This is a genomic window from Micromonospora sp. CNZ322, from assembly GCF_007827755.1.
This window is the reverse complement of the sequence record NZ_VITD01000007.1, coordinates 250207-271480: the sequence shown is the minus strand read 5'-3', so window position 1 is coordinate 271480 and position 21274 is coordinate 250207. Positions and strand designations below refer to the sequence as shown.

At 71.0% G+C, this 21274-nt stretch carries 20 protein-coding genes and 1 tRNA gene; 8 read left to right on the top strand and 13 right to left on the bottom strand.

The annotated features are described in order from the left end of the window. Nucleotides 1-18 precede the first annotated feature (18 nt). The 3 genes from FB453_RS19025 to FB453_RS19015 are packed head-to-tail and all read right to left on the bottom strand — an operon-like array spanning nt 19 to nt 2771. Nucleotides 19-1494: a protein phosphatase 2C domain-containing protein gene (locus FB453_RS19025; protein ID WP_145791993.1), complete on the bottom strand. Its 1476-nt coding sequence runs from the start codon at nt 1492-1494 to the stop codon at nt 19-21. Next, nucleotides 1491-1976 carry an FHA domain-containing protein FhaB/FipA gene (locus FB453_RS19020; protein WP_030487599.1) on the bottom strand — a complete coding sequence of 162 codons (486 nt, stop codon included), beginning with the start codon at nt 1974-1976 and terminating at the stop codon, nt 1491-1493. The genes FB453_RS19025 and FB453_RS19020 overlap by 4 nt, the downstream gene beginning before the upstream one ends. A gap of 6 nt (nt 1977-1982) precedes the next feature. Next, the gene (locus FB453_RS19015; RefSeq protein WP_007454122.1) at nt 1983-2771 is read right to left on the bottom strand and encodes an FHA domain-containing protein; all 789 of its coding nucleotides are present in this window, start codon (nt 2769-2771) and stop codon (nt 1983-1985) included. 207 nt (nt 2772-2978) lie between these two features. Here FB453_RS19015 and FB453_RS19010 point away from each other — a divergent pair. From FB453_RS19010 to FB453_RS19000, 3 genes are all read left to right on the top strand, one after another. Beyond that, nucleotides 2979-3064 (top strand) — tRNA-Leu (locus FB453_RS19010). A gap of 64 nt (nt 3065-3128) precedes the next feature. Beyond that, nucleotides 3129-4244, top strand: coding sequence for an NAD-dependent epimerase/dehydratase family protein (locus tag FB453_RS19005; protein WP_181518397.1), 1116 nt, complete (start codon nt 3129-3131; stop codon nt 4242-4244). Further along, a complete protein-coding gene (locus tag FB453_RS19000; protein ID WP_145791990.1) occupies nt 4241-5047 on the top strand; it encodes a WecB/TagA/CpsF family glycosyltransferase in 807 nt (268 codons plus the stop codon). Before FB453_RS19005 ends, FB453_RS19000 begins: the two co-directional genes overlap by 4 nt. 66 nt (nt 5048-5113) lie before the next feature. Here FB453_RS19000 and FB453_RS18995 read toward each other — a convergent pair whose 3' ends face one another. Continuing rightward, entirely contained in the window at nt 5114-6670 is a 1557-nt protein-coding gene (locus tag FB453_RS18995; RefSeq protein ID WP_145791988.1) for a S8 family peptidase, read from the bottom strand. 217 nt (nt 6671-6887) lie between these two features. On the opposite strand from FB453_RS18995, the gene FB453_RS18990 reads away from it, so the two are divergent. Beyond that, nucleotides 6888-7487: a hypothetical protein gene (locus FB453_RS18990; RefSeq protein WP_145791985.1), complete on the top strand. Its 600-nt coding sequence runs from the start codon at nt 6888-6890 to the stop codon at nt 7485-7487. Here the strand turns inward: FB453_RS18990 and FB453_RS18985 are convergent. From FB453_RS18985 to FB453_RS18975, 3 genes are all read right to left on the bottom strand, one after another. Then, nucleotides 7455-7853, bottom strand: a complete 399-nt coding sequence (locus FB453_RS18985) for a hypothetical protein (RefSeq protein ID WP_112583975.1) — start codon at nt 7851-7853, stop codon at nt 7455-7457. The two genes, FB453_RS18990 and FB453_RS18985, sit on opposite strands and share 33 nt — an antisense overlap. 212 nt (nt 7854-8065) lie before the next feature. Next, nucleotides 8066-8287 (bottom strand): DUF397 domain-containing protein, encoded by a 222-nt coding sequence (locus tag FB453_RS18980; RefSeq protein ID WP_091396369.1) that lies wholly within the window; start codon nt 8285-8287, stop codon nt 8066-8068. After that, entirely contained in the window at nt 8257-9138 is an 882-nt protein-coding gene (locus FB453_RS18975; RefSeq protein WP_091396372.1) for a helix-turn-helix domain-containing protein, read from the bottom strand. Before FB453_RS18975 ends, FB453_RS18980 begins: the two co-directional genes overlap by 31 nt. A 625-nt stretch (nt 9139-9763) precedes the next feature. Between FB453_RS18975 and FB453_RS18970 the strand changes: the two genes are divergently transcribed. Beyond that, nucleotides 9764-10048 (top strand): hypothetical protein, encoded by a 285-nt coding sequence (locus FB453_RS18970; RefSeq protein WP_091396374.1) that lies wholly within the window; start codon nt 9764-9766, stop codon nt 10046-10048. Nucleotides 10049-10146: 98 nt separating this feature from the next. Continuing rightward, nucleotides 10147-10608, top strand: a complete 462-nt coding sequence (locus tag FB453_RS18965; RefSeq protein WP_145791983.1) for a hypothetical protein — start codon at nt 10147-10149, stop codon at nt 10606-10608. A 7-nt stretch (nt 10609-10615) separates the two neighbouring features. On the opposite strand, the gene FB453_RS18960 is transcribed toward FB453_RS18965, so the two are convergent. Together FB453_RS18960 and FB453_RS18955 are read right to left on the bottom strand one after the other, a co-directional pair. After that, nucleotides 10616-11491: a PASTA domain-containing protein gene (locus FB453_RS18960; protein WP_145791980.1), complete on the bottom strand. Its 876-nt coding sequence runs from the start codon at nt 11489-11491 to the stop codon at nt 10616-10618. 160 nt (nt 11492-11651) lie between these two features. After that, the gene (locus tag FB453_RS18955; RefSeq protein WP_145791977.1) at nt 11652-12338 is read right to left on the bottom strand and encodes a PASTA domain-containing protein; all 687 of its coding nucleotides are present in this window, start codon (nt 12336-12338) and stop codon (nt 11652-11654) included. 122 nt (nt 12339-12460) lie between these two features. On the opposite strand from FB453_RS18955, the gene FB453_RS18950 reads away from it, so the two are divergent. After that, nucleotides 12461-13927, top strand: a complete 1467-nt coding sequence (locus FB453_RS18950) for a hypothetical protein (protein ID WP_486480333.1) — start codon at nt 12461-12463, stop codon at nt 13925-13927. A gap of 129 nt (nt 13928-14056) precedes the next feature. On the opposite strand, the gene FB453_RS18945 is transcribed toward FB453_RS18950, so the two are convergent. Beyond that, nucleotides 14057-15535 carry a glutamate-cysteine ligase family protein gene (locus tag FB453_RS18945; protein ID WP_112583970.1) on the bottom strand — a complete coding sequence of 493 codons (1479 nt, stop codon included), beginning with the start codon at nt 15533-15535 and terminating at the stop codon, nt 14057-14059. Nucleotides 15536-15845: 310 nt separating this feature from the next. Then, nucleotides 15846-16427 carry a YceI family protein gene (locus FB453_RS18940; RefSeq protein ID WP_091396394.1) on the bottom strand — a complete coding sequence of 194 codons (582 nt, stop codon included), beginning with the start codon at nt 16425-16427 and terminating at the stop codon, nt 15846-15848. A 99-nt stretch (nt 16428-16526) separates the two neighbouring features. Here FB453_RS18940 and FB453_RS18935 point away from each other — a divergent pair, with 99 nt between their 5' ends. Further along, entirely contained in the window at nt 16527-17045 is a 519-nt protein-coding gene (locus FB453_RS18935) for a MarR family transcriptional regulator (RefSeq protein ID WP_145791975.1), read from the top strand. A 229-nt stretch (nt 17046-17274) separates the two neighbouring features. Here the strand turns inward: FB453_RS18935 and FB453_RS18930 are convergent, their stop codons facing one another. Next, entirely contained in the window at nt 17275-19929 is a 2655-nt protein-coding gene (locus FB453_RS18930; protein ID WP_145791972.1) for a helix-turn-helix domain-containing protein, read from the bottom strand. A 133-nt stretch (nt 19930-20062) separates the two neighbouring features. Continuing rightward, on the bottom strand, nt 20063-21211 hold the full coding sequence (locus FB453_RS18925; RefSeq protein ID WP_145791970.1) for an acyl-CoA dehydrogenase family protein: 1149 nt from the start codon (nt 21209-21211) through the stop codon (nt 20063-20065). Between the last annotated feature and the right edge of the window lie 63 nt (nt 21212-21274).

Sequence of the window (21274 nt, the reverse complement as noted above, 5' to 3'; positions counted from 1 at the left end):
CAGGATCTCAGCCGACGCTCACTCAGGAGACCGGCAGCCGGCCGGGTCGAGCGCCGGCGTGGCCGAGTCGGAGGGCGTGACGTCGGGTGTGGTGGTCGCGCCGGCCCCACCGAGAGCGGTGGTGGCACCGGCGGTCGGGCTTGCGCTGACGACCCCGTTGGGGGTCGGCGACGCGTTGGCGCTCGGGCTGCCGTTCGGGGTCGGCGTCGAACCGACCGGGGTCGGCGTCGGCGTCGGCGTGTTGACCCCGGCCGCGGTCGGGTCGAGCGGGCAGAGCGGCTTCAGGTTGGGGTTGCTCGGCGTGTCGCTGGTCAGCTCGGCGAGCTGACGCTCGGCGTCCGGCTCACTCTTGGCCCTGATGCCGACCTTGACGGTGTCCTGTGCGGCGACCGTGAGGTCGTCCAGGCGGGTGCCGCTGCGGCGGTGCACGCTGGACAGGTCCATCCCGGCGATCTGACCCTGGACACCGCGGAAGACGGCAACCTGGCCCTCTTCGGTGGCTCCCACGTAGTACTGCCGCTGGGTGTAGGTCCAACCACCGAACGCCGCACCGCCGACGATCACCAGCAGGGCCAGCGCCATGGCGGCGGTCCGGACCGGGCGTCGCTTGGGCCGGTCGGCGTCATCGTCGGAGACCGCCGGCTCCTCGGGCGCGGCCGGACGCGGCGCGGAGAGCGCCGAGGCTCGGGCGGCTGGAGTCGAGTCGTCGGCGGAGGTCGCCATGCCCCGGTCCCGGGCGGCGGCGCCGCCCACGATCGGGGTCGCCTCGACGATGTCCTGGTCCGTTGCGTCGGCGATGATCACCGTGATGTTGTCCGGCCCACCGCCGCGCAGCGCGAGCTGCACCAGCCGTTCGACGCACTGCTGCGGGTCGGTGTACTCCCGCAGGGTCTCGCCGATGGTTTCGGCGCTGACCACGCCCGAGAGGCCGTCGCTGCAGATCAGGTACCGGTCGCCGGGCATGACCTGGCGGACCGAGTATTCCGGGTCGATGTCCCGACCGTCGAGGGCGCGGGTGAGCAGCGACCGCTGCGGGTGACTGCTCGCCTCCTCGGCGCTGATCCGGCCTTCGTCGACCAGCATCTGGACGTAGGTGTCGTCCTTGGTGATCTGCGCGAACTCGCCATTGCGCAGCAGGTAGGCCCGCGAGTCGCCAATGTGGACCATCCCCAGCTTGCTGCCGGTGAAGAGGGTCGCCGTCAGCGTGGTGCCCATCCCCTCCAGCTGTGGGTTGGCGTCCACCGTGTCGCGGAGTTGTTGGTTGGCGGTGCCCACGGCCGAACGCAACGCATCGACGAGAGCGTCCCCCGGGACGTCCTCGTCGAGCGGCGCCATGGCACCGATGACGATGTTGCTGGCGACGTCACCGGCGGCCATACCGCCCATGCCGTCGGCAACGGCGAGTAACCGCGGCCCGGCGTAGACGGAGTCTTGATTGCCGTCTCGGATCAGACCGCGGTCGCTGTGGGCCGCATAGCGCAGGGTCAGAGTCATGGCCGTAATTCGAGGGAAGTGCGGCCGATCCGGATCGGCACGCCGAGGGGGACGGGGGTTGGTCCGGAGACCTTAGCGCGATCGAGGTACGTGCCGTTAGTCGAGCCGAGGTCCTCGACGTACCACTGCCCTTCACGCGGCACGAGCCGGGCGTGTCGCGCGGAGGCGTAGTCGTCGGTGATGACCAGGGTGGAGTCCTCAGCCCGACCGATGGTGATCTGCGCTTCACCGAGAGTGATTTTGGTGCCGGCCAACTGACCGGCCGTCACCACCAGTTGATGCGCCGCTCTGCCCCGTTTCACCTTCGCTGGCTTGGCCGCCTGCCCCGTCGAGGCGCCCACGGCGCGCGGCGCGGCCACCAGACGACCGGACCGGGCGCCCGCGAAGAGGTCCCTGCGGATCACACCGACCACCGTGAACACGAAGATCCACAGCAGGATCAGGAACCCGAACCGGGCAACGGTGATGACCAGTTCCGGCAAGGCGGGTCAGCCGTCCACGCGGAAGGTCAGCGTCGTCGTCCCGAGCTGGACCATGTCACCGGGGTTGAGCGCGACGGCGGAGACCCGCTGCCCGTTCACCATGGTGCCGTTGGTCGAACCCAGGTCGGTCAACACGACCTGGCCGCCGTCGAAATCCAGCCGGGCGTGTCGCCGGGAGATGCCGACGTCGGGCAGACGCAGGTTGGCCTGGTCGCCGCGACCGATCACCGTCGACCCCATCTGGAGGGGGTAGGTGCGCCCGTCGCCGGAGACCAGCCGCACGTTGCGACCGCCACCGTGCCCGGGCGGCGGGCCGTAGCCACCGCCCTGGTCGTACGCGGGGTAGGCGGGCGGGCCGGCGTCGTAGCCGGGCGCCGACACCGGGGCGACCTCGCCACCGGTGTAGACCTCGGCCGTGACACGGAACATGCCCGTGTCCAGACCCTCGCCTCGCTCGATCTCGACGATCACGTCGCCGTAGACCGTCCACGCCTGCTCGCCGATGAACTCCGCCTGCGACTGGGCCAACTCCTGGGCCAGCGCGGCGGCGTACGGCGCCAGCCGACTGTGGTCGAACGGCGAGAGATCGATCACGTAGCGGTTGGGCACCAACGTGCGCCCACCGGCCAGGATCGCCTTGTGCGCCTCGGCCTCCCGCTGCATGGCGTTGAGGATCTCCACGGGGTGGACCACCCCTTTGAAGACCTTGGCAAAGGCCCCTTCGACCAGGCCTTCCAGACGCTTCTCGAAGCGTTGCAGCACGCTCACCGGCTCCTCCTCGGGTCCCGAGGACATGATGGTATCCGGCCGGCGCGCGCGCAGCTCACACGCCGCTCGGCCGGCTGCTCTCGACCCGTTCGGAAGGGCCGCGACTGTCGTGCTAATCTTTCGTCCGCCACGAACGGTAATCGCTCGTGGCGAGCGCCAGGGACAGCGTAGTATTCCCGAGGCCCGTTGGAGACAGCGGGGGCCGGGCGGCTAGAGTGTTCCGGGTTGTGCCACGGGGATGTGGCGGAATGGCAGACGCGCACGGTTCAGGTCCGTGTGCCCGAAAGGGCGTGGGGGTTCAACTCCCCCCATCCCCACCAACGACGAGGGCTCCGCTTTATGCGGGGCCCTTCCGTCATATCGGGGCGTGCTGGACGTCACGCTATGCTCCGATGGATTCTGCCTCCGATGGACCAGGAGTGGCGTGTGAGTGTCGCGTTGGTGACAGGGTCGGGTGGTCTGATCGGCTCCGAGGCGGTCCGGCATTTCGCCGGCCTCGGTCTGGATGTCGTCGGCATCGACAACGACATGCGCCGGTACTTCTTCGGCGAGGACGGCTCCACCTCGTGGAGCCTGGAACGGCTCGGCCGTGACCTGGGTAACGCGTATACCCACTTCGCGGTGGACATCCGGGACCGGGACGGCCTGGAGCAGGTGTTCAAGAAGTACGGCTCGGACATCGCCGTGGTGATCCACAGCGCTGCCCAGCCGAGCCATGACTGGGCAGCCAAAGAGCCGTACACGGACTTCGACGTGAACGCCGGCGGCACGCTCAACATCCTGGAGAACACCCGCCGGCACGCGATCGACGCGCCGTTCATCCACTGCTCGACCAACAAGGTGTACGGCGACCGGCCCAACAGCCTGCCGCTCATCGAGCTGGAGACCCGGTACGAGCTGCCCGAGGACCACCGCTGGTACCAGGGCATCACCGAAGAGATGTCGATCGACCACTCGCTGCACTCGGTCTTCGGCGCCTCCAAGGTCGCCGCGGACGTGATGGTCCAGGAGTACGGGCGCTACTTCGACATGAAGACCGCCTGCTTCCGGGGCGGCACGCTGACCGGCCCGGCGCACTCCGCAGCCGAGCTGCACGGGTTCCTGGCCTATCTGATGCGCTGCGTCATGGAGGGCCGGACGTACAACCTCTTCGGCTACAAGGGCAAGATGGTCCGGGACGCGATCCACTCACACGACGTGCTGACCGCGTTCGAGGCGTTCTTCCGCTCCCCGCGATCCGCGGAGGTCTACAACCTCGGTGGCGGCCGGCACTCCAACACCTCGCACATCGAGGCGTTCCGGATCGCCGAGGAGATCACCGGCCAGGAGGCGCGGATCAACTACGTCGAGCAGAACCGCACCGGCGACCACCAGTGGTACGTGAGCAGCATGGCCCGGTTCGAGGCGCAGTATCCGGACTGGGAGATCACTTACGACGTGCCGATGATCCTGCGGGAAATCTACGAGGCCAACGTGGACAAGTGGGTGGCCCAGCCATGAGTGCCCGGACGAAGCGCAACGTGCTCGGCGTCCTGGTCGACGCCACCGACTACGCCACAGCGACCGACGCGGTGGTGACCGCGGCACACGAGCGGCGTCCCCTCGCGCTGACCGCGTTGGCCGTGCACGGTGTGATGACCGGGGTGCTCGACCCTGCGCACAACGCGCGGCTCAACTCCTTCGACGTGGTCACGCCGGACGGGCAGCCGGTGCGGTGGGCGCTCAACCTGCTGCACCACGCCGGGCTCAGCGACCGGGTGTACGGGCCGACCCTGACCCTGCACGTGCTGTCGCGCTTCGCTGACGAGGGGCTACCGGTCTACCTGTACGGCTCGACCGAGGAGACCCTCGCCCGGTTGATCCCGGCCCTGGAGCGGATGTTCCCGGCGCTGAAGATCGCCGGGGTGGAGCCGTCCAAGTTCCGTGCCGTCCAGCCCGGTGAGGACGCCGAGATCGCCGACCGGATCCGGTCCAGTGGTGCCCGGTTGGTGCTGGTCGGGCTCGGCTGCCCGCGCCAGGAGGTCTTCGCGTACGCCATGCGGCCGCTGCTCGACATGCCGCTGATGGCGGTCGGCGCGGCCTTCGACTACCACGCCGGCCTGCTGCGCCAGCCCCCGCCGTGGATGCAGCGTGCCGGCCTTGAGTGGTTCTGGCGCCTCGGTCTGGAGCCGAAGCGGCTCTGGCGCCGCTACGTCATCCTCAACCCGGCCTACCTGAGCCGGCTCGCCGCCCAGAAGATCGGCCTGTGGAAGGCCCGCCCGCCGGCCCCGGCCGCCGAGCGGCCGGCCACCTTCTCGGTCTGAGCCCGATCCGTACGACGCGAGGCCCCACCCGGCGTGCCGGGTGGGGCCTCGGTCGTGGAAGACCGGTCAGACGGTCAGGGTCCAGGTGTTGATGTAGCCGGTGTCGGCCGAGTAGGTGTCCCGCACCTGGAGCCGCCAGATGCCGTCGGCGGCCTCACCGGAAACGTTGGCCGTGTACGTGGCGTTCACGTTGTCGGCGCTGTCCGAGGTGCTGCTGTTCTTCAGCCGGTACGAGCTGCCGTCTGGGGCGAGCAGGTCGATGACCAGGTCACCGCGGTAGGTGTGCACGATGTTCACCGCCACGGTGGAGGCCGAGGAGGCGTTGCGACCGCAGCCGGAGATGGTGATCGAGCTGGTCACCGCCGAGCCGGCGTCCGGGATCGACACGTCGGTGCCGTTGGTGCCGGTGCAGCCGGTGGGCGGCGGCGGGGTGCTGCCGGTGCCCACGTAGAGCAACAGGTTCGGCGAGCCCGAGCCGGGGTTGCTCACCACGTTGGGGGTGGCGTTGGCCACCAGTTGGTTGCGGACCTGAGCCGGGGTCCAGCTCGGGTTGGCGCTGGCCACCAGGGCCGCCGCTCCGACCACGTGCGGGGTGGCCATCGAGGTGCCGCTGATGGTGTTGGTAGCGGTGTTGCTGTTGTACCAGGCCGAGGTGATCGACGAGCCGGGCGCGAAGATGTCCAGGCAGGTGCCGACGTTGGAGAACGACGACCGGGCGTCCGTGTTGGTCGTCGAGCCCACCGTGATGGCTTCCGTGGTACGCGCCGGCGAGGTATTGCAGGCGTTCGCGCCGTTGTCGTTGCCGGCCGCCAGGCCGTACGTGACACCCGAGGCGATCGAGTTGCGGACGGCGTTGTCCAGTGAGCTGTTCGCGCCGCCGCCGAGGCTCATGTTCGCCACCGCCGGCTTGATCGCGTTCGCGGTGACCCAGTCGACGCCGCCGATCACACCCGCGTTGGTGCCACTGCCGGAGCAGTTCAGCACCCGTACGCCGACGAGTTGGACGCCCTTGGCCACCCCGTACGCGGACCCGCCGACTGTGCCGGCCACGTGCGTGCCGTGCCCGTTGCAGTCGTCGGCCGACCCGCCGTCCACCGCGTCGTAGCCGGAGGTGGCCCGGCCGCCGAAGTCGTTGTGGGAGAACCGGATGCCGGTGTCGATGATGTAGGCGTGCACGTTGCTCGCCGTGTTCGGGTAGGTGTAGGAGCTGTCCAACGGTCGGTTGCGCTGGTCGATCCGGTCGAGGCCCCAGGAGGGCGGGTTGGCCTGCGTGCCGGAGATCGAGACGGTGTGGTTCTGCTCGACGTACGCCACCGCCGGGTCGGCCGCGATCCGCGCCGCCGCGCTCGCGTTCACAGTGACCTCGAAGCCGCGCAGCGCCGCACCGTAGGTGCGGGCCACCGTGCCGCCGTGGCGGCCGGAGAGCCGCTTCGCGGTGTCGCCGACCCGGTCCCGGGCCACGGCGCTGTCCTTGAGTACGACGATGTAGCTGTCCGGCACGGCGGTGGCTCCGCCGGCGGCCCGAACCACACCCACGGGTTCCGCGGCCAGGGCTGGGGTACCGACGGCGAGCACGGTCGCCGCGGCCACCCCGATCAGTACGGACCTTCGTGGAAGACCCATTTCCTACCTCCCTCTGACCGGCAGTGGAACGTGACCACCGGTCCCAACATCAATCGACACTCGCCGATCTAGCTGAGGGTAAGTCAGGCGTCGGGCAGTTGAACATGTCGAAACGGCCATACCTTCGAGTGATGACCCCCCTACGGGCCCGGCGTCCGGGGCGAACGGGGGACACGCCCGGATTCGCCTCGCCAGGATTCGGGAAAGACTCTCGAACATGGAGAGTCAGCTCACCATCCTGCTCCCGGTCGCCGCCGTCTGGCTGGCCGCCGGCGTCGTTGCCGACGGCCTTCCCCGGCTGCGCAACACCCGCATGCTGCGTCGGCGTACCGGATGGTTGCTGTTGCTGGCCCTCACCGGCGTGGCGCTCACCGCGGCCGTACTCGGCGGCGGGCTGCTCAGCGCCGGCACCGCGCCGGTCGACCGGGCCGCCGCCGGGCTCACAGTGGCCGCAGGCCCGGCGCTCGTGGCGACGGTCTGCTCGGTACGACGGATCCGCCGGCTGTGGGCCGGTGCGGGCGCGTTCGCCAGTGCCCCCGCCACCCCCGCGCCGCACGGGCTGCGCGCCGCCGCGGCCCACCCGCTCGTCGGGCTGCCACTCCAGGTCACCGCCCTTGCCACGGTGCCGGCGTTGATCGCCGCTGCCGGCGCCGACCTCGGAGCCGACCCCGGCGTCACCGGGCCGGCGATCACCGTGGGCGCGCTCGCGGTGATCGCCATCGGGGTCCGGCACGCGCTGCGCCACAACCGCTTCGCGGAGCGGGCCCAGCCCTCCGTCGCAGGATCAGCGCGGGCGGCCGGCGCTCTGCACGTATAGCAGCTCCAGGATCGACCTGGTCGCCTCGAACCAGCGGTCCAGCCAGTCCTGCGAGGGCACTGTGCCCTTCGGCGGCAACTCCATCAGCAGACCACGCAGCAACGGGTGGTCAGCCAGGGACTGGGGCGGCTCCATCGGCCAGCCCGTCGGCGGGAACGACGGCTCGATCAGCGGGTTCGGGTCCAGTGAGGGCAGCGAGAGCGGAGGATCCGTCGTCTCGGAAGCACCCTCCCGCCCGCTCAACTCCTGGTCGGTCGAGACCACCTCGGTCAGAACCGTGTCCCGACGAGCGCCGCGGTACTTGCCACCGAACCGCTCCGGCTTGGCCGGACCGGTGGTGAGGTTGTCTGAACCGATCGTCGTCATCCGTCTCGCCTACTCGCTCGGTTGCGGGTCGGTGCGGCGGGTCGTCGACCAGCGCCGTACCGACCGGTTCAACGAGACGGGGACGCTCTGGCGACGGGAATCCCGACGGAACCTCGCCGCCCCGGCCGCGGCGCGACCGTCAGCCGCGCCTACTGCGGACACGACAGAGTCCCCGTCCGGCGAACCGGACGGGGACTCCAATGACCAGTCGGTCAGACCGCGCCGAACACACCACCCCGGGTGCCGGCAACGAAGGAGTGCCAGTCACCCGGTGCGAAGACCAGGGCGGGGCCCGCCTTGTCCTTCGAGTCCCGCACTCCGACCGCCCCCGTCACGTACGCCACCTCCACGCAGTTGTCACAGTTCGGCCCGCTCTTCGAGCTCTTGAACCATGCTGCCTGCGTCAGGTCCACGGGGAACCCTTTGGTCGCCATTTCCACAACGGCTCCTCTGCCAGTTTTGCGATGTGTGCGACGGACTCCTCCGGACGTATGGCCGCAGCGCGGATGTGATCGAAGATGAAGCTGTACTTCTGTAGTTCGTCGCTCTTCTCGAGGAAGAGCCCACCCGTGGCGTTCTCCGCGTACACAACATCCGGATCACCGGGCTCAGGGAAGCTGAGGATCGTGAACGTGCCGTCCATGCCGGCATGCGCACCCACCTCGAAGGGCAGGATCTGCAGCGTCACGTTCGGCAACTCGGCCACCTCAACCAACCGCTTGAGTTGACCGCGCATCACCTCGTCCCCGCCCACCGGCCGACTTACCACCGCCTCATCGAGCACCACCCACAGATCGACCGGATCGTCCTGGGTCAATAACGACTGACGGCCCAAACGGACACGCACTCTTTGATGCACCTGATCGGCGGTGAAGTCCGGCCGAGCGGCACGGATCATGGCCCCGGCGTACTCCTCGGTCTCCAGAAGACCCGGAACGACCTGCTGTTCGTACGCCCGGATCGAACTGGCCGCCGCCTCCAGCCCGACGTACGCGCCGACGAGCACCGTGCTGTAGGGGTGCCACCAGCCCTTCTGGCGGGCCTCCCGGGCGATCTGCACGAGCTCGTCGCTCTCGGCGCCCACCACCCCGTAGATCCGCAGCATGTCCCGCACGTCGCGTGGTGTGGCAGTGGTGTGCCCGGTCTCGATCCGGGAGACCTTCGACGCCGAGCACTCCAACTGTTCGGCGACCACCTCGATGGTGATCCCGGCGGACTCCCGCTGGCGGCGCAGCTCGGCTCCGAGCCGCCGCCGTCTGATGGTGGGACTGCGCCGCTCACTCATCGCGCAACCCGTGAGTCACTGGTCCCCGCCGCTGGCTGCTCGACCCCACTCGGGCTACCTCCGGTAACGCGCCACTGGGTGACACCCGCCGGGGGCGCGACCGTCGACCGGCGAGCGTTCGCGACGAAGGGGATGGTGCCGGTCCTCGGCCGGCCGCGACGGGCGAAACCGGCCCCCAGTCTGCCGCCCGGACGCGGATGGCTTCAATAGGCCTTTCGCGCGACACGCTCACGTATCGGCAAAAGTCGACGTGCAACTTGCATCAAGCACGTCCCTGATGCAGTCTGTCCGTATGGCACGGATCACTCAGCGTCTCCGTTCGGTCCCTCGGAGTGGTGACCCCACCGCTCTGCGGAAACCGGGCACGGCGCGGGCCCGGCCGACGACAACGCGACCTGCTCCGGGGTAAGGACCCCGCCGCTGCAAGCCGGCAAGCTGCGGCGGCGGGCGCGTTCCCGGAAGCAACCGGGTGGTGGTCGGGTGGCGGCACGTCACCAGCGAGGTACGGCCCGACCACCGCCATCCGCACCACCGGTTCACGAGGCACGACCCCGTCACCGGCCGAGACGTCCCCCGTTCAGGCACCGCCGGCGCAACCGCCGGCCGATCCTCCCCAGGAGCCCATGTGCTTCCCCGCACCGGTGACGTACTGCACGTGACACGCGCGGCGAGTGTCCAGTTCCTCAGGCCGATCAAGTTCCGGGTGATCCGGGTGCTCGACTGGCCGACCTATGACGGCTGGCTCTGGCTCGACGGCTACGAGTTGAACGCCGCGGGTGACGCGGTCACCCGACGGTCGATCTTCGTCCAGCGGGAAGGGCTGCAGCAACTGCAGGCCGCCCCCGAACCCCGCCCACACACCGTGCGGGCCCGCCGCCCGGTCGCGCGTACCCCGCTCCGGGTGGGCTGACCGGCCCGAACCGCCGCCGGTGGGCGTGCCGTCGCCATAGAATCGGTACGCCCACCCCGGCACCGTTCCACCCGCTCGTCCAGGACCCTGACCCTGGGATGGTCATGGTCAATCAGCCCGCCCTGCGGCGGCACCACCGCTCCCGTATCGCCTATGCCTTCGGACTCCTCGCCCTCCTCGGGGCGATGGCGACACTCCTGGTCCTCGTCCGCGACCCGGCGATGTCGTCCACCCGGCTGACCGCACCGGTGCCCGCACCGGAGATCACCGTGCTCGACTCCGACCCGCCGACGGGCGACGGTCAGTCGGTCTACGAGGAACCCGGCTGGATCGACACCGACTCCCCGGCCGACCACGCTGGTGGCGCCGACCCGACCGGGCCGGTGTCCGGCCTTGGTGCCGGCGGCCAGTCCGACGGCCGTCAGGAAATCACCGAAGCCGCCCCGGCCGGGCACAGCGCCACGGACATCCGCCGCTCCCTCTTCTGGTCCGGCGTCTTCGGCCTCGCCATCTCGCTGGCCGGCATCGGCCTCGTCGGCACCCGCCGCCGGATGTGGTGACCAGCGGTCACGGCGTGCTCGTCACAGTGGGGCTCAGCGTGGTCGGGCTCGCCCCGGTCGGCGGCTCGGCCTGCGAGATGATCAACAACACCTCGTCGTCGGTCGACACCGACGTGCCCGCCTCCGGCTCGGTTCCCACCACCGTCCCCGGTGGCAGCTCCGACGGGCGGTACACCACCCGGTAGGCCAGGCCGAGCCGAGCCAACAGCCCCTCGGCGGTGGCCTGCGGCAGGCCGGCGAGCGGTGGCACCGGCAGCTCGTCCGGCGCGTCCGTCGTCGGCGAACTGCTCGGCGACTCGCTGGTGGGCGCCGCCGACGTGGGGGCTGCGCTGGTCGGCGGGGTGCTGGGGGCACTGGTCGGCGGCCCGGACGGGGTGGACCCCGGATCGTCCGGGTCGTCATCCTGCTGGGAGCGCACCAACCAGAGCGCGCCCCCGAGCAGGGCAGCGAGCAACAGCGCCAGTACGCCCCACAGGATCGGCAACCACCACCGCCGACCACCCTGCTCCTCGACGTACCACTCACCGCCGGCGTCATCCGGTCGGGGCGAGCGCACCTCGGCCCGACCGGACCACGCCGGTGGTATCGGCGCCGTGCGGTCGGCCGGCGGACCCGGCCGGGTGCCGGCGGACCGGTCGATCGGCATGGTCTGGTCGGGCGACTGGTCGGGACGAGCCGGGACAGTCCGGTCGATCGGTGCCGTCTCGTCGGCGGCGGCTGGCGTCGGCTGCGTCGGCTCCGGGCCGTCGACGGCGGGGCCGGGCGGGGCCGGGCGGTCGGCGGCGGGCCCGGTCGGGGCCGGCCGATCAGCGGCGGAGGGCAGGGGCCGGGTCCGGTCGTCGTCGTGCTCGCCGGCGGGCGGCTCCTGGCGGTCGTCGCTCATCGCACGTCCCTTCCCGAACCCGGACGGGCGTCACGGCCCTCGACCGCCAACCTAGTCGCCTACGCCGCTATCAGTGGGGATCAGCGTGCCGAGCCGCGCCGGCTGCTGTCGAGGCAGAGCGGCGGGTACCCGCCGGGAGACCCGACCCGCCGGCCCGGAATCAGGGCGTGGGTCTTGTGGTCGGCTGGTCGCCAGAATCCGCCCCACACCAGATGCTGACCTGGTCGTTCCACCGGGCCGGGCCGTCCTCGGCGGGCTCCTGCCGGTTGACCTTCCCAGTGCGTCCGCTGACGTAGCGCGGGTAGAGGCCCTCGTCGACCAACTCGTCGGCGGCATCGGCGCAACTCTTGCCGACCACGTCCGGCACCTCGGCGGCCGGCGCCGGCCCGGCGACCTGTAGCTGCACAGTCGTCCCCCGGGCGACCTCGGTGCCCACGTCCGGTGTGGTGCCCTCGACCGTACGGCCGACGCCGCCACCGAAGACCAGCCGCCAACCCAGCCGCTGCTTGCGCAGCGTCTCCCGGGCCTGCTCGAAGTCGGTGCCGATCACCGGCGGCACGGTCAGGCCGGCCCCCTTGGTCGAGGTGGCGGAGGTCTGGACCGCCGACGGTGCCGGTCGGCCGCTGCTCGGTCGGGGTGCGGTGCTCCGGCTGGTCGGCGTGCCAGCCGTGGTCGCGACGGCCACTGGATCACCAGAGGGTGCGTCGTCCTCGCCGGCCAGCAACCAGCCGCCGGTCGCGCCCACCGCGGCGAGCAGCACCGCCGCCAACCCACCACCGAGCACGACGCTGGCCCGGCCCGCACCGCCACCGGCGGCACCCTGCTGGCCCGTGTTCGTATCCGTCATAACGCCCACCGCCTCATCACCGGCGACCGTACCGCCCGCCGCCCAATCCGCCGCACCGGCGGTCCATACCGGCGGGTCGTTGCGACTCGCCGCGCCGACGACGGGACGTTACGCTGCCCGGCATGGCCAGACAGGGCTGGGGAGTGTCGATCGCGACGGCGATCGGGGTCGCTGCCGGCGCGGGTGCCGCACAGCTGGGCTTCGGCTACGGGCTCGGCGTCATCACCTGGACGCCCACCGATGCCGGTGCGACCGATACAGCCTGGGCGGACGGCCTCGCCTGGGCCACGTGGCTCGCCGCCAGCTCGACGGTCCTCGGCGCGGTCTGCGCGCAGCGGCTGCACCAACGGAACGTCCCGGCGAAGAGCGTGATCTCTCCGGAAACGTCGCCCGCCGGTGTTGCCCGCCACGAGGGCCCGCAGCTCGACGATCGGAGGTCGGCGTACGAGAGCCCAGTCGACGGGCCTCCACCGGCCGTCGACACCGACCGGCCGGAGACGGTAGACACGCCACCACCGGTGGCCGAGCCGCCGGTCCACGACCGAGGTGGCCTGCTGCGCCGGGTGACCCTGGCGCTTGGCGCCGGGCTGGGCGGGCTGGTCACGGTGCTGTTGATCGCGGTACCCGCGCGGGTCGCGACCGGCGCGGACACCGGCGCCCCGCAACGGACGGCCGCCGTACAGGCGACGCTGGGCATCCTGATCGGCGTCCTCGTCGCGATCTGGGCGCTTCGCTCCCGAGCCGCCGCTGTCAACGTGACCGCCACGGCCGCCTGGCTCTGGCTGCTCGCGGTGATCTCCGTGATCGACGGGGTACGCGTCGGACGAGGGCTGACCGGCGCGCAACTCGGCACCTGGCAGTTCGACCCGGACCACGCCCGGTACTGGATCGGGGGCCAGCTCTACTGGCCCGGTGCGCTGCTGGCACTGGTGCCCGCGCTGCTGATCGGCGTACTGGCCGCCCGGCGGTCCGCCCGCTCGGGCGGGCACCGCGTGGGTGCGGCGGCTTCCGGCGCGGCGGGCCCGGTGCTCGTCGCGCTCGCCTACCTGACCACCCTGCCGCACTGGTCGACGCTGGGCCCCGCGCAGCTGTCCACCCAGCTGATCGCCCCGTACGCGGTGATCGCCGGTATCGGCGGCTCGGTGCTGGCCGCCCGCCTCGGCGAGCGAAGCGAACGGAACCGCCCGGCCGGACAGAGCCGCTCGGCCGAGCTGAGTGCGGTGGCTCGGGACACGGTGGCCGACCCGGCCCCGATTGCCGAGAGCGAGCCCGCGCCGCCGGTCTCCGGCTCGACGGCCGAAACCGCAGCCTCGACGGCCGGCTCCACGGCCTCGACGGCCGGCTCCACGGCCTCGACGGCCGGAACCTCAGCGCGTCGCAGAAGGGCCGACGCCCCCCCGCAGACACCTCGGACGGGCTCGCTGCCGGGCGATGCCACCGCCGTACCGCAGGTTCCCGCCCCGCGTACGGACCCGGACCTCGCGGATCCCGCCGGCCGTCCCACCGAAGCAACGGCGGCAGAGGACCTGACCCCCACCAGCCGGCGCACCCGAGCAGCTCGCCGCACCACCCGCCCCACCACCGACTAACCCCCGACCCACCCTGGGCCCCCAACCCACCCTGCGCCCCCGACCCACCCTGTTGATCATGAAGTTATTGCCACCTCGCTCGGCGTGTCATGGCAATAACTTCATGATCAACGCGTTCGAGGCGGGGGGTCAGGTGGTTGGCCAGGTGTGGACGGGTTGGTTGGTGCGCTGGAGTTCGGCGTAGCGCTGGACCATGTGGTGTAGCGCGGCCGTCCGGTCCATGCCGTGGTGCCGCTCCGCCGCCCACACCGCCTCGGTCTGCCACGCGGCGCCGTTGCGGCCGGTACGGCAGCGCTGCTCGATGATGCCGAGCAGCCGGTCCCGCTGCGCCGGGGCGACACCGAACCCGTCCAGCCCGGTGGCGGCGGTGGGCAGCAGTTGGTCCAGGACCAGCTTGGTGACCGGCACGTCGCCGAGCCCGGGCCAGTGCAGCACGGCGTCGAGGCCACGTCGGGCGGCGGCGTGGAAGTTCTCCTCGGCGGAGCTGAAGGTGAGTTGACTCCAGATCGGGCGGTCGGCCTCGGCCAGACCGCGTACCAGCCCGAAGTAGAAGGCCGCGTTGGCCAGCATGTCCACCACCGTCGGGCCAGCCGGCAGCACCCGGTTCTCCACGCGCAGGTGGGGGCGGCCGTTCATGATGTCGTACACCGGACGGTTCCACCGGTAGACGGTGCCGTTGTGCAGCCGCAGCTCCCCGAGCTGTGGCACACCGCCGGCGTGCAGGACCTCCACCGGGTCCTCGTCCTCGCAGATTGGCAGCAGCGGCGGGAAGTACCGCACGTTCTCCTCGAACAGGTCGAAGATCGAGGTGATCCACCGTTCGCCGAACCACACCCGTGGCCGTACGCCCTGGGCCTTCAGCTCGTCCGGGCGGGTGTCGGTGGCCTGCTGGAACAGGGCGATCCGCGTTTCGGCCCACAGTTGGCGGCCGTACAGGAAAGGGCTGTTCGCCCCGACCGCCACCTGCACCCCGGCGATGGCCTGGGACGCGTTCCAGTAGTCGGCGAAGCTGTCCGGGGCGACCTGGAGGTGGAACTGGAGGCTCGTGCAGGCGGCCTCCGGGGCGATCGAGTCGGTGTGCGTGCGCAACTGCTCGACGCCGCGAATGTCCAGCTCGATGTCCTCGCCTCGGGCGCCGACGATCTGGTCGTTGAGCACCCGGTAACGCTCGTTGGTGGAGAGGTTGTCCTCGACCAGGTGCCCCTCGGTGAGGGTGGGCAGGATACCGACCAGGACGATCTTCGCGTCGGACCTGGCGGCACGCTCGTCGGCCCGGGAGAGGCTGCCCCGCAGGTCGTGCTCGTAGTCGGCGAAGCCGGTGCCCTCGATCAGTCGGGGCTCGGCGTTGAGTTCCAGGTTGAACTGCCCCAACTCGGTCTGGAAGAGGGGGTCCGCGATGTCGGCGAGGATCTCCTCGTTGCGCATCGCCGGCTCGGCGGCCGAGTCGACCAGGTTGAGTTCGATCTCCAGGCCGGTCATCGGCCGGTCGGCGTCGAAGCCGAAGTCGTCCAGCATCAGGGCGAAGACGTCCAGGCATCGCCGCACCTTCTGCCGATATCGGACGCGATCATCCCGGGTGAAGGCGCCCTCTGAGACGTCCCTGCCCATGTGTCCTCCCGACAGCCGGCGCGGTCGGGATCCTGCCGTCCCGGAAGCGCTTTGTGAAGCATCCACGGTAAGAGCGCCCACCTGACCGGGGCCAGAGGCCGACGACGGTGATCCGACGTCGACCGGGGCGGACGCGCTCGTGGCGCCATCTGTACCCCGTCGTCGACCGGCTGGACCCGATTGCGGTGCGAACAAGCCGTGACAATTACCACCAGTGGGAACGACGCAGGGCCCGCGCCGACGTGCGGCGCGGGCCCTGCGTACCGGATCGCCGGGAGGATTCCCCCTGCCCTCCGGCGATCCTCGGGGATCAGGCCTGACGGACGGCCTCGCCCTCGATCTCGATCTTGATCTTGCGGCTGACCAGCACGCCCCCGGTCTCCAGGGCGACGTTCCAGGTCAGGCCGAACTCCTCGCGGTCGATCTCGGTGCTCGCGGAGAAGCCGAAGATGTCCTGGCCGAACGGGCTGCGGCCGACACCCTCGAACTCCACCTCCAGCTCGACCGGGCGGGTGACGTCCTTGATGGTCAGCTCACCGGTGAGCACGAACTCGCCGCCGCGGCGGGACTTGACCCCGGTGCTGCGGAATTCGAGCGTCGGGAACTTCTCGGCGTCCAGGAACTCGGGGCTGCGCAGGTGCGCGTCCCGGTCGGCCTGGGTGGTGTCGACGCTGGCGGCCTGAATGGTGGCGACGACCGACGACTGCAGCGGGTCCTCGGCGACGGTGATGGTGGCGGTCGCCTCGTTGAACTCACCGCGAACCTTGCTCACCATCATGTGCCGGGCAACGAAGCCGACCCGCTTGTGCGCCACGTCGAGCGCGTAGGTGCCGGCCGCCGGGATCGTGAGGCCGTCCCAGTCGCGGGTAACCGCATCGATGCTGCTGGTCATGCTGCTGTCCTCCAGGAGATTGTTTAGTAGCCCAACGACTGCTTGAGCAAATATAACCTCAACAACATTCCCCGTGTCAAGCACTGGTATGATGAACGGGTGACCAACGTCTTCGACGATCCCCGGATCACCGCCGTCGGCCTGCTCTTCGAGGCACACGCCGGGCTGTCAGCCCGGTTCAACGCCCAACTCGAGGAGCACGGCCTCTCCGCGGTCGAGTTCGAGGTCATCACCCGACTGGCCCGCTCGCCGGGCAACCAACTACGCATGACCGACCTCGCCGCACAGACCTCCCTGTCGACCAGCGGAGTGACCCGTGTGGTGGACCGAATGGAGCGCGACGGGTTGCTCACCCGCCGGGCCTGCCCGAATGACCGACGCAGCTCGTACGCGGTGGTCACTGCCGCCGGGATGCAACGCCTGAACGAGACGCTGCCCGGGCATCTGCAGATGATTGAGCAGTGGTTCACCGGGCAGCTCGACCCCGAGGCGCTGGCGGCCCTCCTCGACGGGTTGCGGCGGGTCCGCGACGCCGCGCATCCGTGCGCCACCGCCGGCAGTGTCGACGTCAGTCCGGAGCAGGTCGCCGCCACCGACAACGCCACCCGACGGCACTGATCAGCACCCGCCGTCGGGCGGCGGCAGCGGCAGAAAGACCGGCAGAAATGACCCAGCCAAGCTGGAGGATTCGGTCCAAGCCGACTTTCTGCCACCGCGCCGGTGGCAGGCTTCCCGCACCGGGGATCACCGGGGGGTGACGGCGCGGGCGATCAGCGAGGGGTAGCACCAAAGGGGGCTCTTCGCCCGCGCCACTCTCCCGTCGCGATCTGCTCGGGGAGAGCGCAGGCTACTGAGCCGGTCCGCCTCGGGCGGCGATCAGCGCGTAGAGCAGGCCCGACTCCTGCGGCAACAGCCGGATGCCGCAGTCCGCACAGACCCGGTCCAGTCGATCGAGCACTGACGGGTCCGCAGTGCTCGCCGCCAGCCCAACCAAAGCCTCCACCACGTCGCGGCGATCCTGCCCCGCATGGTCGGCGGCGGCCGCGAACCACTCGGCAGCCAACTCCCGGTCGCCCCGGTGCAGCGCCAGGTTCCCCTCGATCAGCGCACAGAGCCCGGCCTCCGGCCCACCCCAGGCCAGCGCCGCGTCGTCCGAGCGCTGCCGCGGCACGGTCGGTCGCGCCGGCAGCGCCTCCACGCCCCCGGCGCGCAGCTCGGTCAGCACCTCGGTCGCCTCAGCGGCTCGCCCGTCCTGGGCGAGCGCCAGCCCGACGGTCCCGAGCACCCGACGGCGACGCCCGGGATCACCCAACTCGGACAGGGCCGCGATCGCCCGCCGGCCACGATCGATGGCGTCCGCGTACCAGCCCTCCAGTCGGGCGACCTCGGCTCGATTGGCCCAGCCCAGCACCCGCAGTCGCTGCTCCCCACTCTCGGCGGCGAGTCGGTCCACCGCGGCGAGCCGGCGGCGGGCGGCGGCCAGATCGCCCACGCGGATCTCGTGCCAGGCGAGGCTGTTCTGGGCCACCGCCAGGTCCCGGGTCCGCCCGTTGCGGGCCGCCAACCGCAGCAGCGCCTCGGCCTGCTCGCGAGCCTCGTCCTGCAGCCCGACGGAGATAAGCAGGGTGCCGAGCACGTTTCGCGCCTCCAACTCTCCGGTGACGTCGCCAGCCTGCCGGAAGGTGTCCAACGCCGCACGGGCCGTCGACAACTCCTCGGCGCCCGCGCCGTGCTCCGCCGCGAGCCGGGCGACCCCGAGGGCGGCCCAGGCACGCAGAAGAGAATCGGCGTCGGCGGTCCGCGGGTCCGCCAGCAGCCGCCGTAACCACTGCCGCCCGACGACGTCGCGTCCGCGGAACCGCCACCACCGGGTCAGGCAGGCCGCCAGCCGCAGCGCGGTCAACGGGTCGTCGGTAGCCGCGTGGGCCAACGACGAGCTGATGTCGCTGCTCATCTCGTCCAGCCGGCGCACCGCGTCGGGTAACCGTGGGCCGATCAGGTCGGTGGCGGTACGGGCCACCAGGCGCGCGATGACTTCCGCGTGTCGACGGCGGATGCAGGTCAGCTCACCTGCACCGGCCGCCTGCTCGACGGCGTAGTCACGGACCGCGTCGAGCAGCCGGAACCGGAACGACCCGGTTCCGCGTACGCTCAGCAGTCCCAACTCGACGAAGCGGTCCAACAGTGGAACCGGGTCGATCGCCACAGTGCCGTCCCGGTCGGCCTCGTCGGCGAGCATCTCCTCGGCCAACTCGACCGACCACCGGTTGCCGAAGACGGCCAGTTGCCGCAGCGCGGCCTGTTCGTCCGACGCCAACAGGCGGTAGCTGAACGCCACCGCATCCCGCAGGGTGACGGCGACCGAGACCGCCGCACGGGTGTCGGGTCCGCTCGTCCGGCTGCTGAGCGGCTCCGGTGCGTCCCAGGCCGGGTGGGCGGACGCGTCGGCGGGAGTGGCCAGGTCGAGCACCCGGTCGCCGTACCGGTCGAGCAGTTCGGTGAGGTCGAGGAGACGGCCCCGGGCGGCCATCAGCTCGATGGCCAACGGCAGCCCACCCAACCGGCGCACCAATGCGGCGAGCGCAGGCAGCTCAGCGGGGGTGGGTGGCTCGCGGCGGACCTGAGCGAGCCGGGCGGTGAACAACGCGACCGCCGGCCACGATTCGAGCCCGGAGTGCTCGGCCTCCGCTGGTGGCACGTCGAGCGGTGCGACCGGCCAGACCCGCTCACCGGGCAACCCGACCGGGTGCCGCCCGGTGACCAGCACCCGCAGCGAGGGCAGTGCGCCGAGCAACCGGTGCACTGTCGCGGCCACCGGGCCCGGGGCGCGCTCCACCGCGTCCATCACCAGCAGCGTCGGCCGCCCGGCGAGCAGCGCCACGAGTTCGGACAGGCGTGCCACGCCGAGCATGGACATCGAGGCGGCGAGCACGTCCGGACCGTCTGCGCCTTCGCCCACCAGCACCCCGGCGACACCGGCCGGGTGAGCGGCGGCCACCCGGTGCGCCACCGACGTCGCCAGGGCGGTCTTGCCGACGCCGGCCAACCCGACGAGGCTGACCAACCGGGGTCCTCGCTCCGCGGTCAGCATTCCGGCCAGCTCGGTGAGGTCGCGCTCCCGGCCGATCAACGCGACCGGCGGCGGGAGCGCGACCGACGGGTCGGCGGGTGCGGCCGCCGACGTGGCGTTGCCGCCGACCGCGAACGTCGTCGAGGTGGCGTCCGGCGAGGCTGGTTCGGCACCGGCGCCGCGGGCCGCTGCCAGGAACGCCGCCCGACTGGTGCCGGTCAGCGCCAGCGCCCCGGCGAGCAGCTCGACAGTGGTGCGTTGTGGCCGGATCGACCGGCCACGCTCCAGATCACGCACTGTCCGCACACCCACCCCGGCCCGGGACGCCAGCTCGGCCTGGGTGAGGCCGGCGGAGCGTCGATGCCCGCGGAGCAGCTCCGGCAGAGTGGTACGTCCAGCCGGGCTCCGCGACCAGTCATGATCCGGAGTCATGGGCACGAAGAGTACGGATGGACTCCGACCGTCGGCAGTCGAACGTCGGGCTACTGACGCCCGCTCGCCGAAACCCGACAGCCGTACGGACAGTCCGTCCGGGACGACCGGCCGATCAGTTCGGCTGGGCCACTCAGAGGCCCAGATCCCGGGCGATGATCATGCGTTGCACCTCACTGGTGCCCTCGCCGATCTCCAGGATCTTGGAGTCACGCCAGAACCGGGCCACCGGATACTCGTTCATGAAGCCGTACCCGCCGTGGATCTGGGTGGCCTCCCGGGCGTTGTCCACAGCGATCGTGCTGGCGTGCAGTTTGGCGATGGCGGCCTGCCGCTTGAACGGCTCGCCGGCCAGCATCCGCGTGGCGGCGTCGTAGTACGCCAGGCGAGCGGTGTGTGCCTTCAGCTCCATGTCGGCGATCTTGAACTGGATGGCCTGGTTGGCGCCGATCGGCTGTCCGAAGGCGTGCCGCTCCTTCGCGTACTTGATCGACTCGTCGACACAGCCCTGCGCGAGGCCGACGGCGAGCGCGGCGATGGCGATCCGGCCCTCGTCGAGGATCCGCAGAAACTGCGCGAAACCCCGACCCCGCGCGCCGAGCAGGTTGGCGGCCGGCACCCGGCAGTCATCGAAGGTCAGCTCGTGGGTGTCCGAGGCGGTCCAGCCCACCTTGGAGTAGCCGGGCGCGACGGTGAACCCGGGCGTCCCGGTCGGCACGATGATCGTCGACAACTCCTTGGAGCCGTCCGGGTTCGTGCCGGTCACCGCGGTGACCGTGACCATGGCCGTGATGTCGGTCCCCGAGTTGGTGATGAACGCCTTCGACCCGTTGATCACCCACTCGTCGCCGTCCAGCACCGCCCGGGTCTGCGTGCCGGCGGCGTCCGAGCCGGTGCCCGGCTCGGTGAGACCGAAGCCGGCCAGCGCCTCGCCGCTGAGCAGCCGGGGCAGCCAGGTCGCCTTCTGCTCCTCGGTGCCGAAGCGGTAGATCGGCATCGCGCCCAGTGAGACCGCCGCCTCCAACGTGATGGCCACGCTGGAGTCGACCCGGGCCAACTCCTCCAGGGCCAGGCAGAGCGCGAAATAGTCGCCGCCCATGCCGCCGTGCTCCTCGGCGAAGGGCAGACCGAACAGGCCCATCTTGCCCATCTGCCGGATCACCTCGTACGGGAAGGTGTGCTGCTCGTAGTGCTCGGCGATGACCGGGGCGATCACCTCGCGGGCGAACTCCCGCACGCTCTCGCGCAGCGCCGCTTGTTCGTCGGTGAGCCGGAAGTCCATCTCATCCTCCTGTAAGGACGGTCCGCCTCGGCGCTCGTGACACCGGGGGCGGGTCGCTGTGCG

Excerpts from the sequence above, each read along its gene's own strand:
- FB453_RS19025 (WP_145791993.1), bottom strand. The coding sequence starts at position 1,494 with ATGACTCTGACCCTGCGCTATGCGGCCCACAGCGACCGCGGTCTGATC.
- FB453_RS19015 (WP_007454122.1), bottom strand. The coding sequence starts at position 2,771 with ATGTCCTCGGGACCCGAGGAGGAGCCGGTGAGCGTGCTGCAACGCTTC.
- FB453_RS19005 (WP_181518397.1), top strand. The coding sequence starts at position 3,129 with ATGCTCCGATGGATTCTGCCTCCGATGGACCAGGAGTGGCGTGTGAGT.
- FB453_RS19000 (WP_145791990.1), top strand. The coding sequence starts at position 4,241 with ATGAGTGCCCGGACGAAGCGCAACGTGCTCGGCGTCCTGGTCGACGCC.
- FB453_RS18995 (WP_145791988.1), bottom strand. The coding sequence starts at position 6,670 with ATGGGTCTTCCACGAAGGTCCGTACTGATCGGGGTGGCCGCGGCGACC.
- FB453_RS18990 (WP_145791985.1), top strand. The coding sequence starts at position 6,888 with ATGGAGAGTCAGCTCACCATCCTGCTCCCGGTCGCCGCCGTCTGGCTG.
- FB453_RS18985 (WP_112583975.1), bottom strand. The coding sequence starts at position 7,853 with ATGACGACGATCGGTTCAGACAACCTCACCACCGGTCCGGCCAAGCCG.
- FB453_RS18980 (WP_091396369.1), bottom strand. The coding sequence starts at position 8,287 with ATGGCGACCAAAGGGTTCCCCGTGGACCTGACGCAGGCAGCATGGTTC.
- FB453_RS18975 (WP_091396372.1), bottom strand. The coding sequence starts at position 9,138 with ATGAGTGAGCGGCGCAGTCCCACCATCAGACGGCGGCGGCTCGGAGCC.
- FB453_RS18965 (WP_145791983.1), top strand. The coding sequence starts at position 10,147 with ATGGTCATGGTCAATCAGCCCGCCCTGCGGCGGCACCACCGCTCCCGT.
- FB453_RS18960 (WP_145791980.1), bottom strand. The coding sequence starts at position 11,491 with ATGAGCGACGACCGCCAGGAGCCGCCCGCCGGCGAGCACGACGACGAC.
- FB453_RS18955 (WP_145791977.1), bottom strand. The coding sequence starts at position 12,338 with ATGACGGATACGAACACGGGCCAGCAGGGTGCCGCCGGTGGCGGTGCG.
- FB453_RS18950 (WP_486480333.1), top strand. The coding sequence starts at position 12,461 with ATGGCCAGACAGGGCTGGGGAGTGTCGATCGCGACGGCGATCGGGGTC.
- FB453_RS18945 (WP_112583970.1), bottom strand. The coding sequence starts at position 15,535 with ATGGGCAGGGACGTCTCAGAGGGCGCCTTCACCCGGGATGATCGCGTC.
- FB453_RS18940 (WP_091396394.1), bottom strand. The coding sequence starts at position 16,427 with ATGACCAGCAGCATCGATGCGGTTACCCGCGACTGGGACGGCCTCACG.
- FB453_RS18930 (WP_145791972.1), bottom strand. The coding sequence starts at position 19,929 with ATGACTCCGGATCATGACTGGTCGCGGAGCCCGGCTGGACGTACCACT.
- FB453_RS18925 (WP_145791970.1), bottom strand. The coding sequence starts at position 21,211 with ATGGACTTCCGGCTCACCGACGAACAAGCGGCGCTGCGCGAGAGCGTG.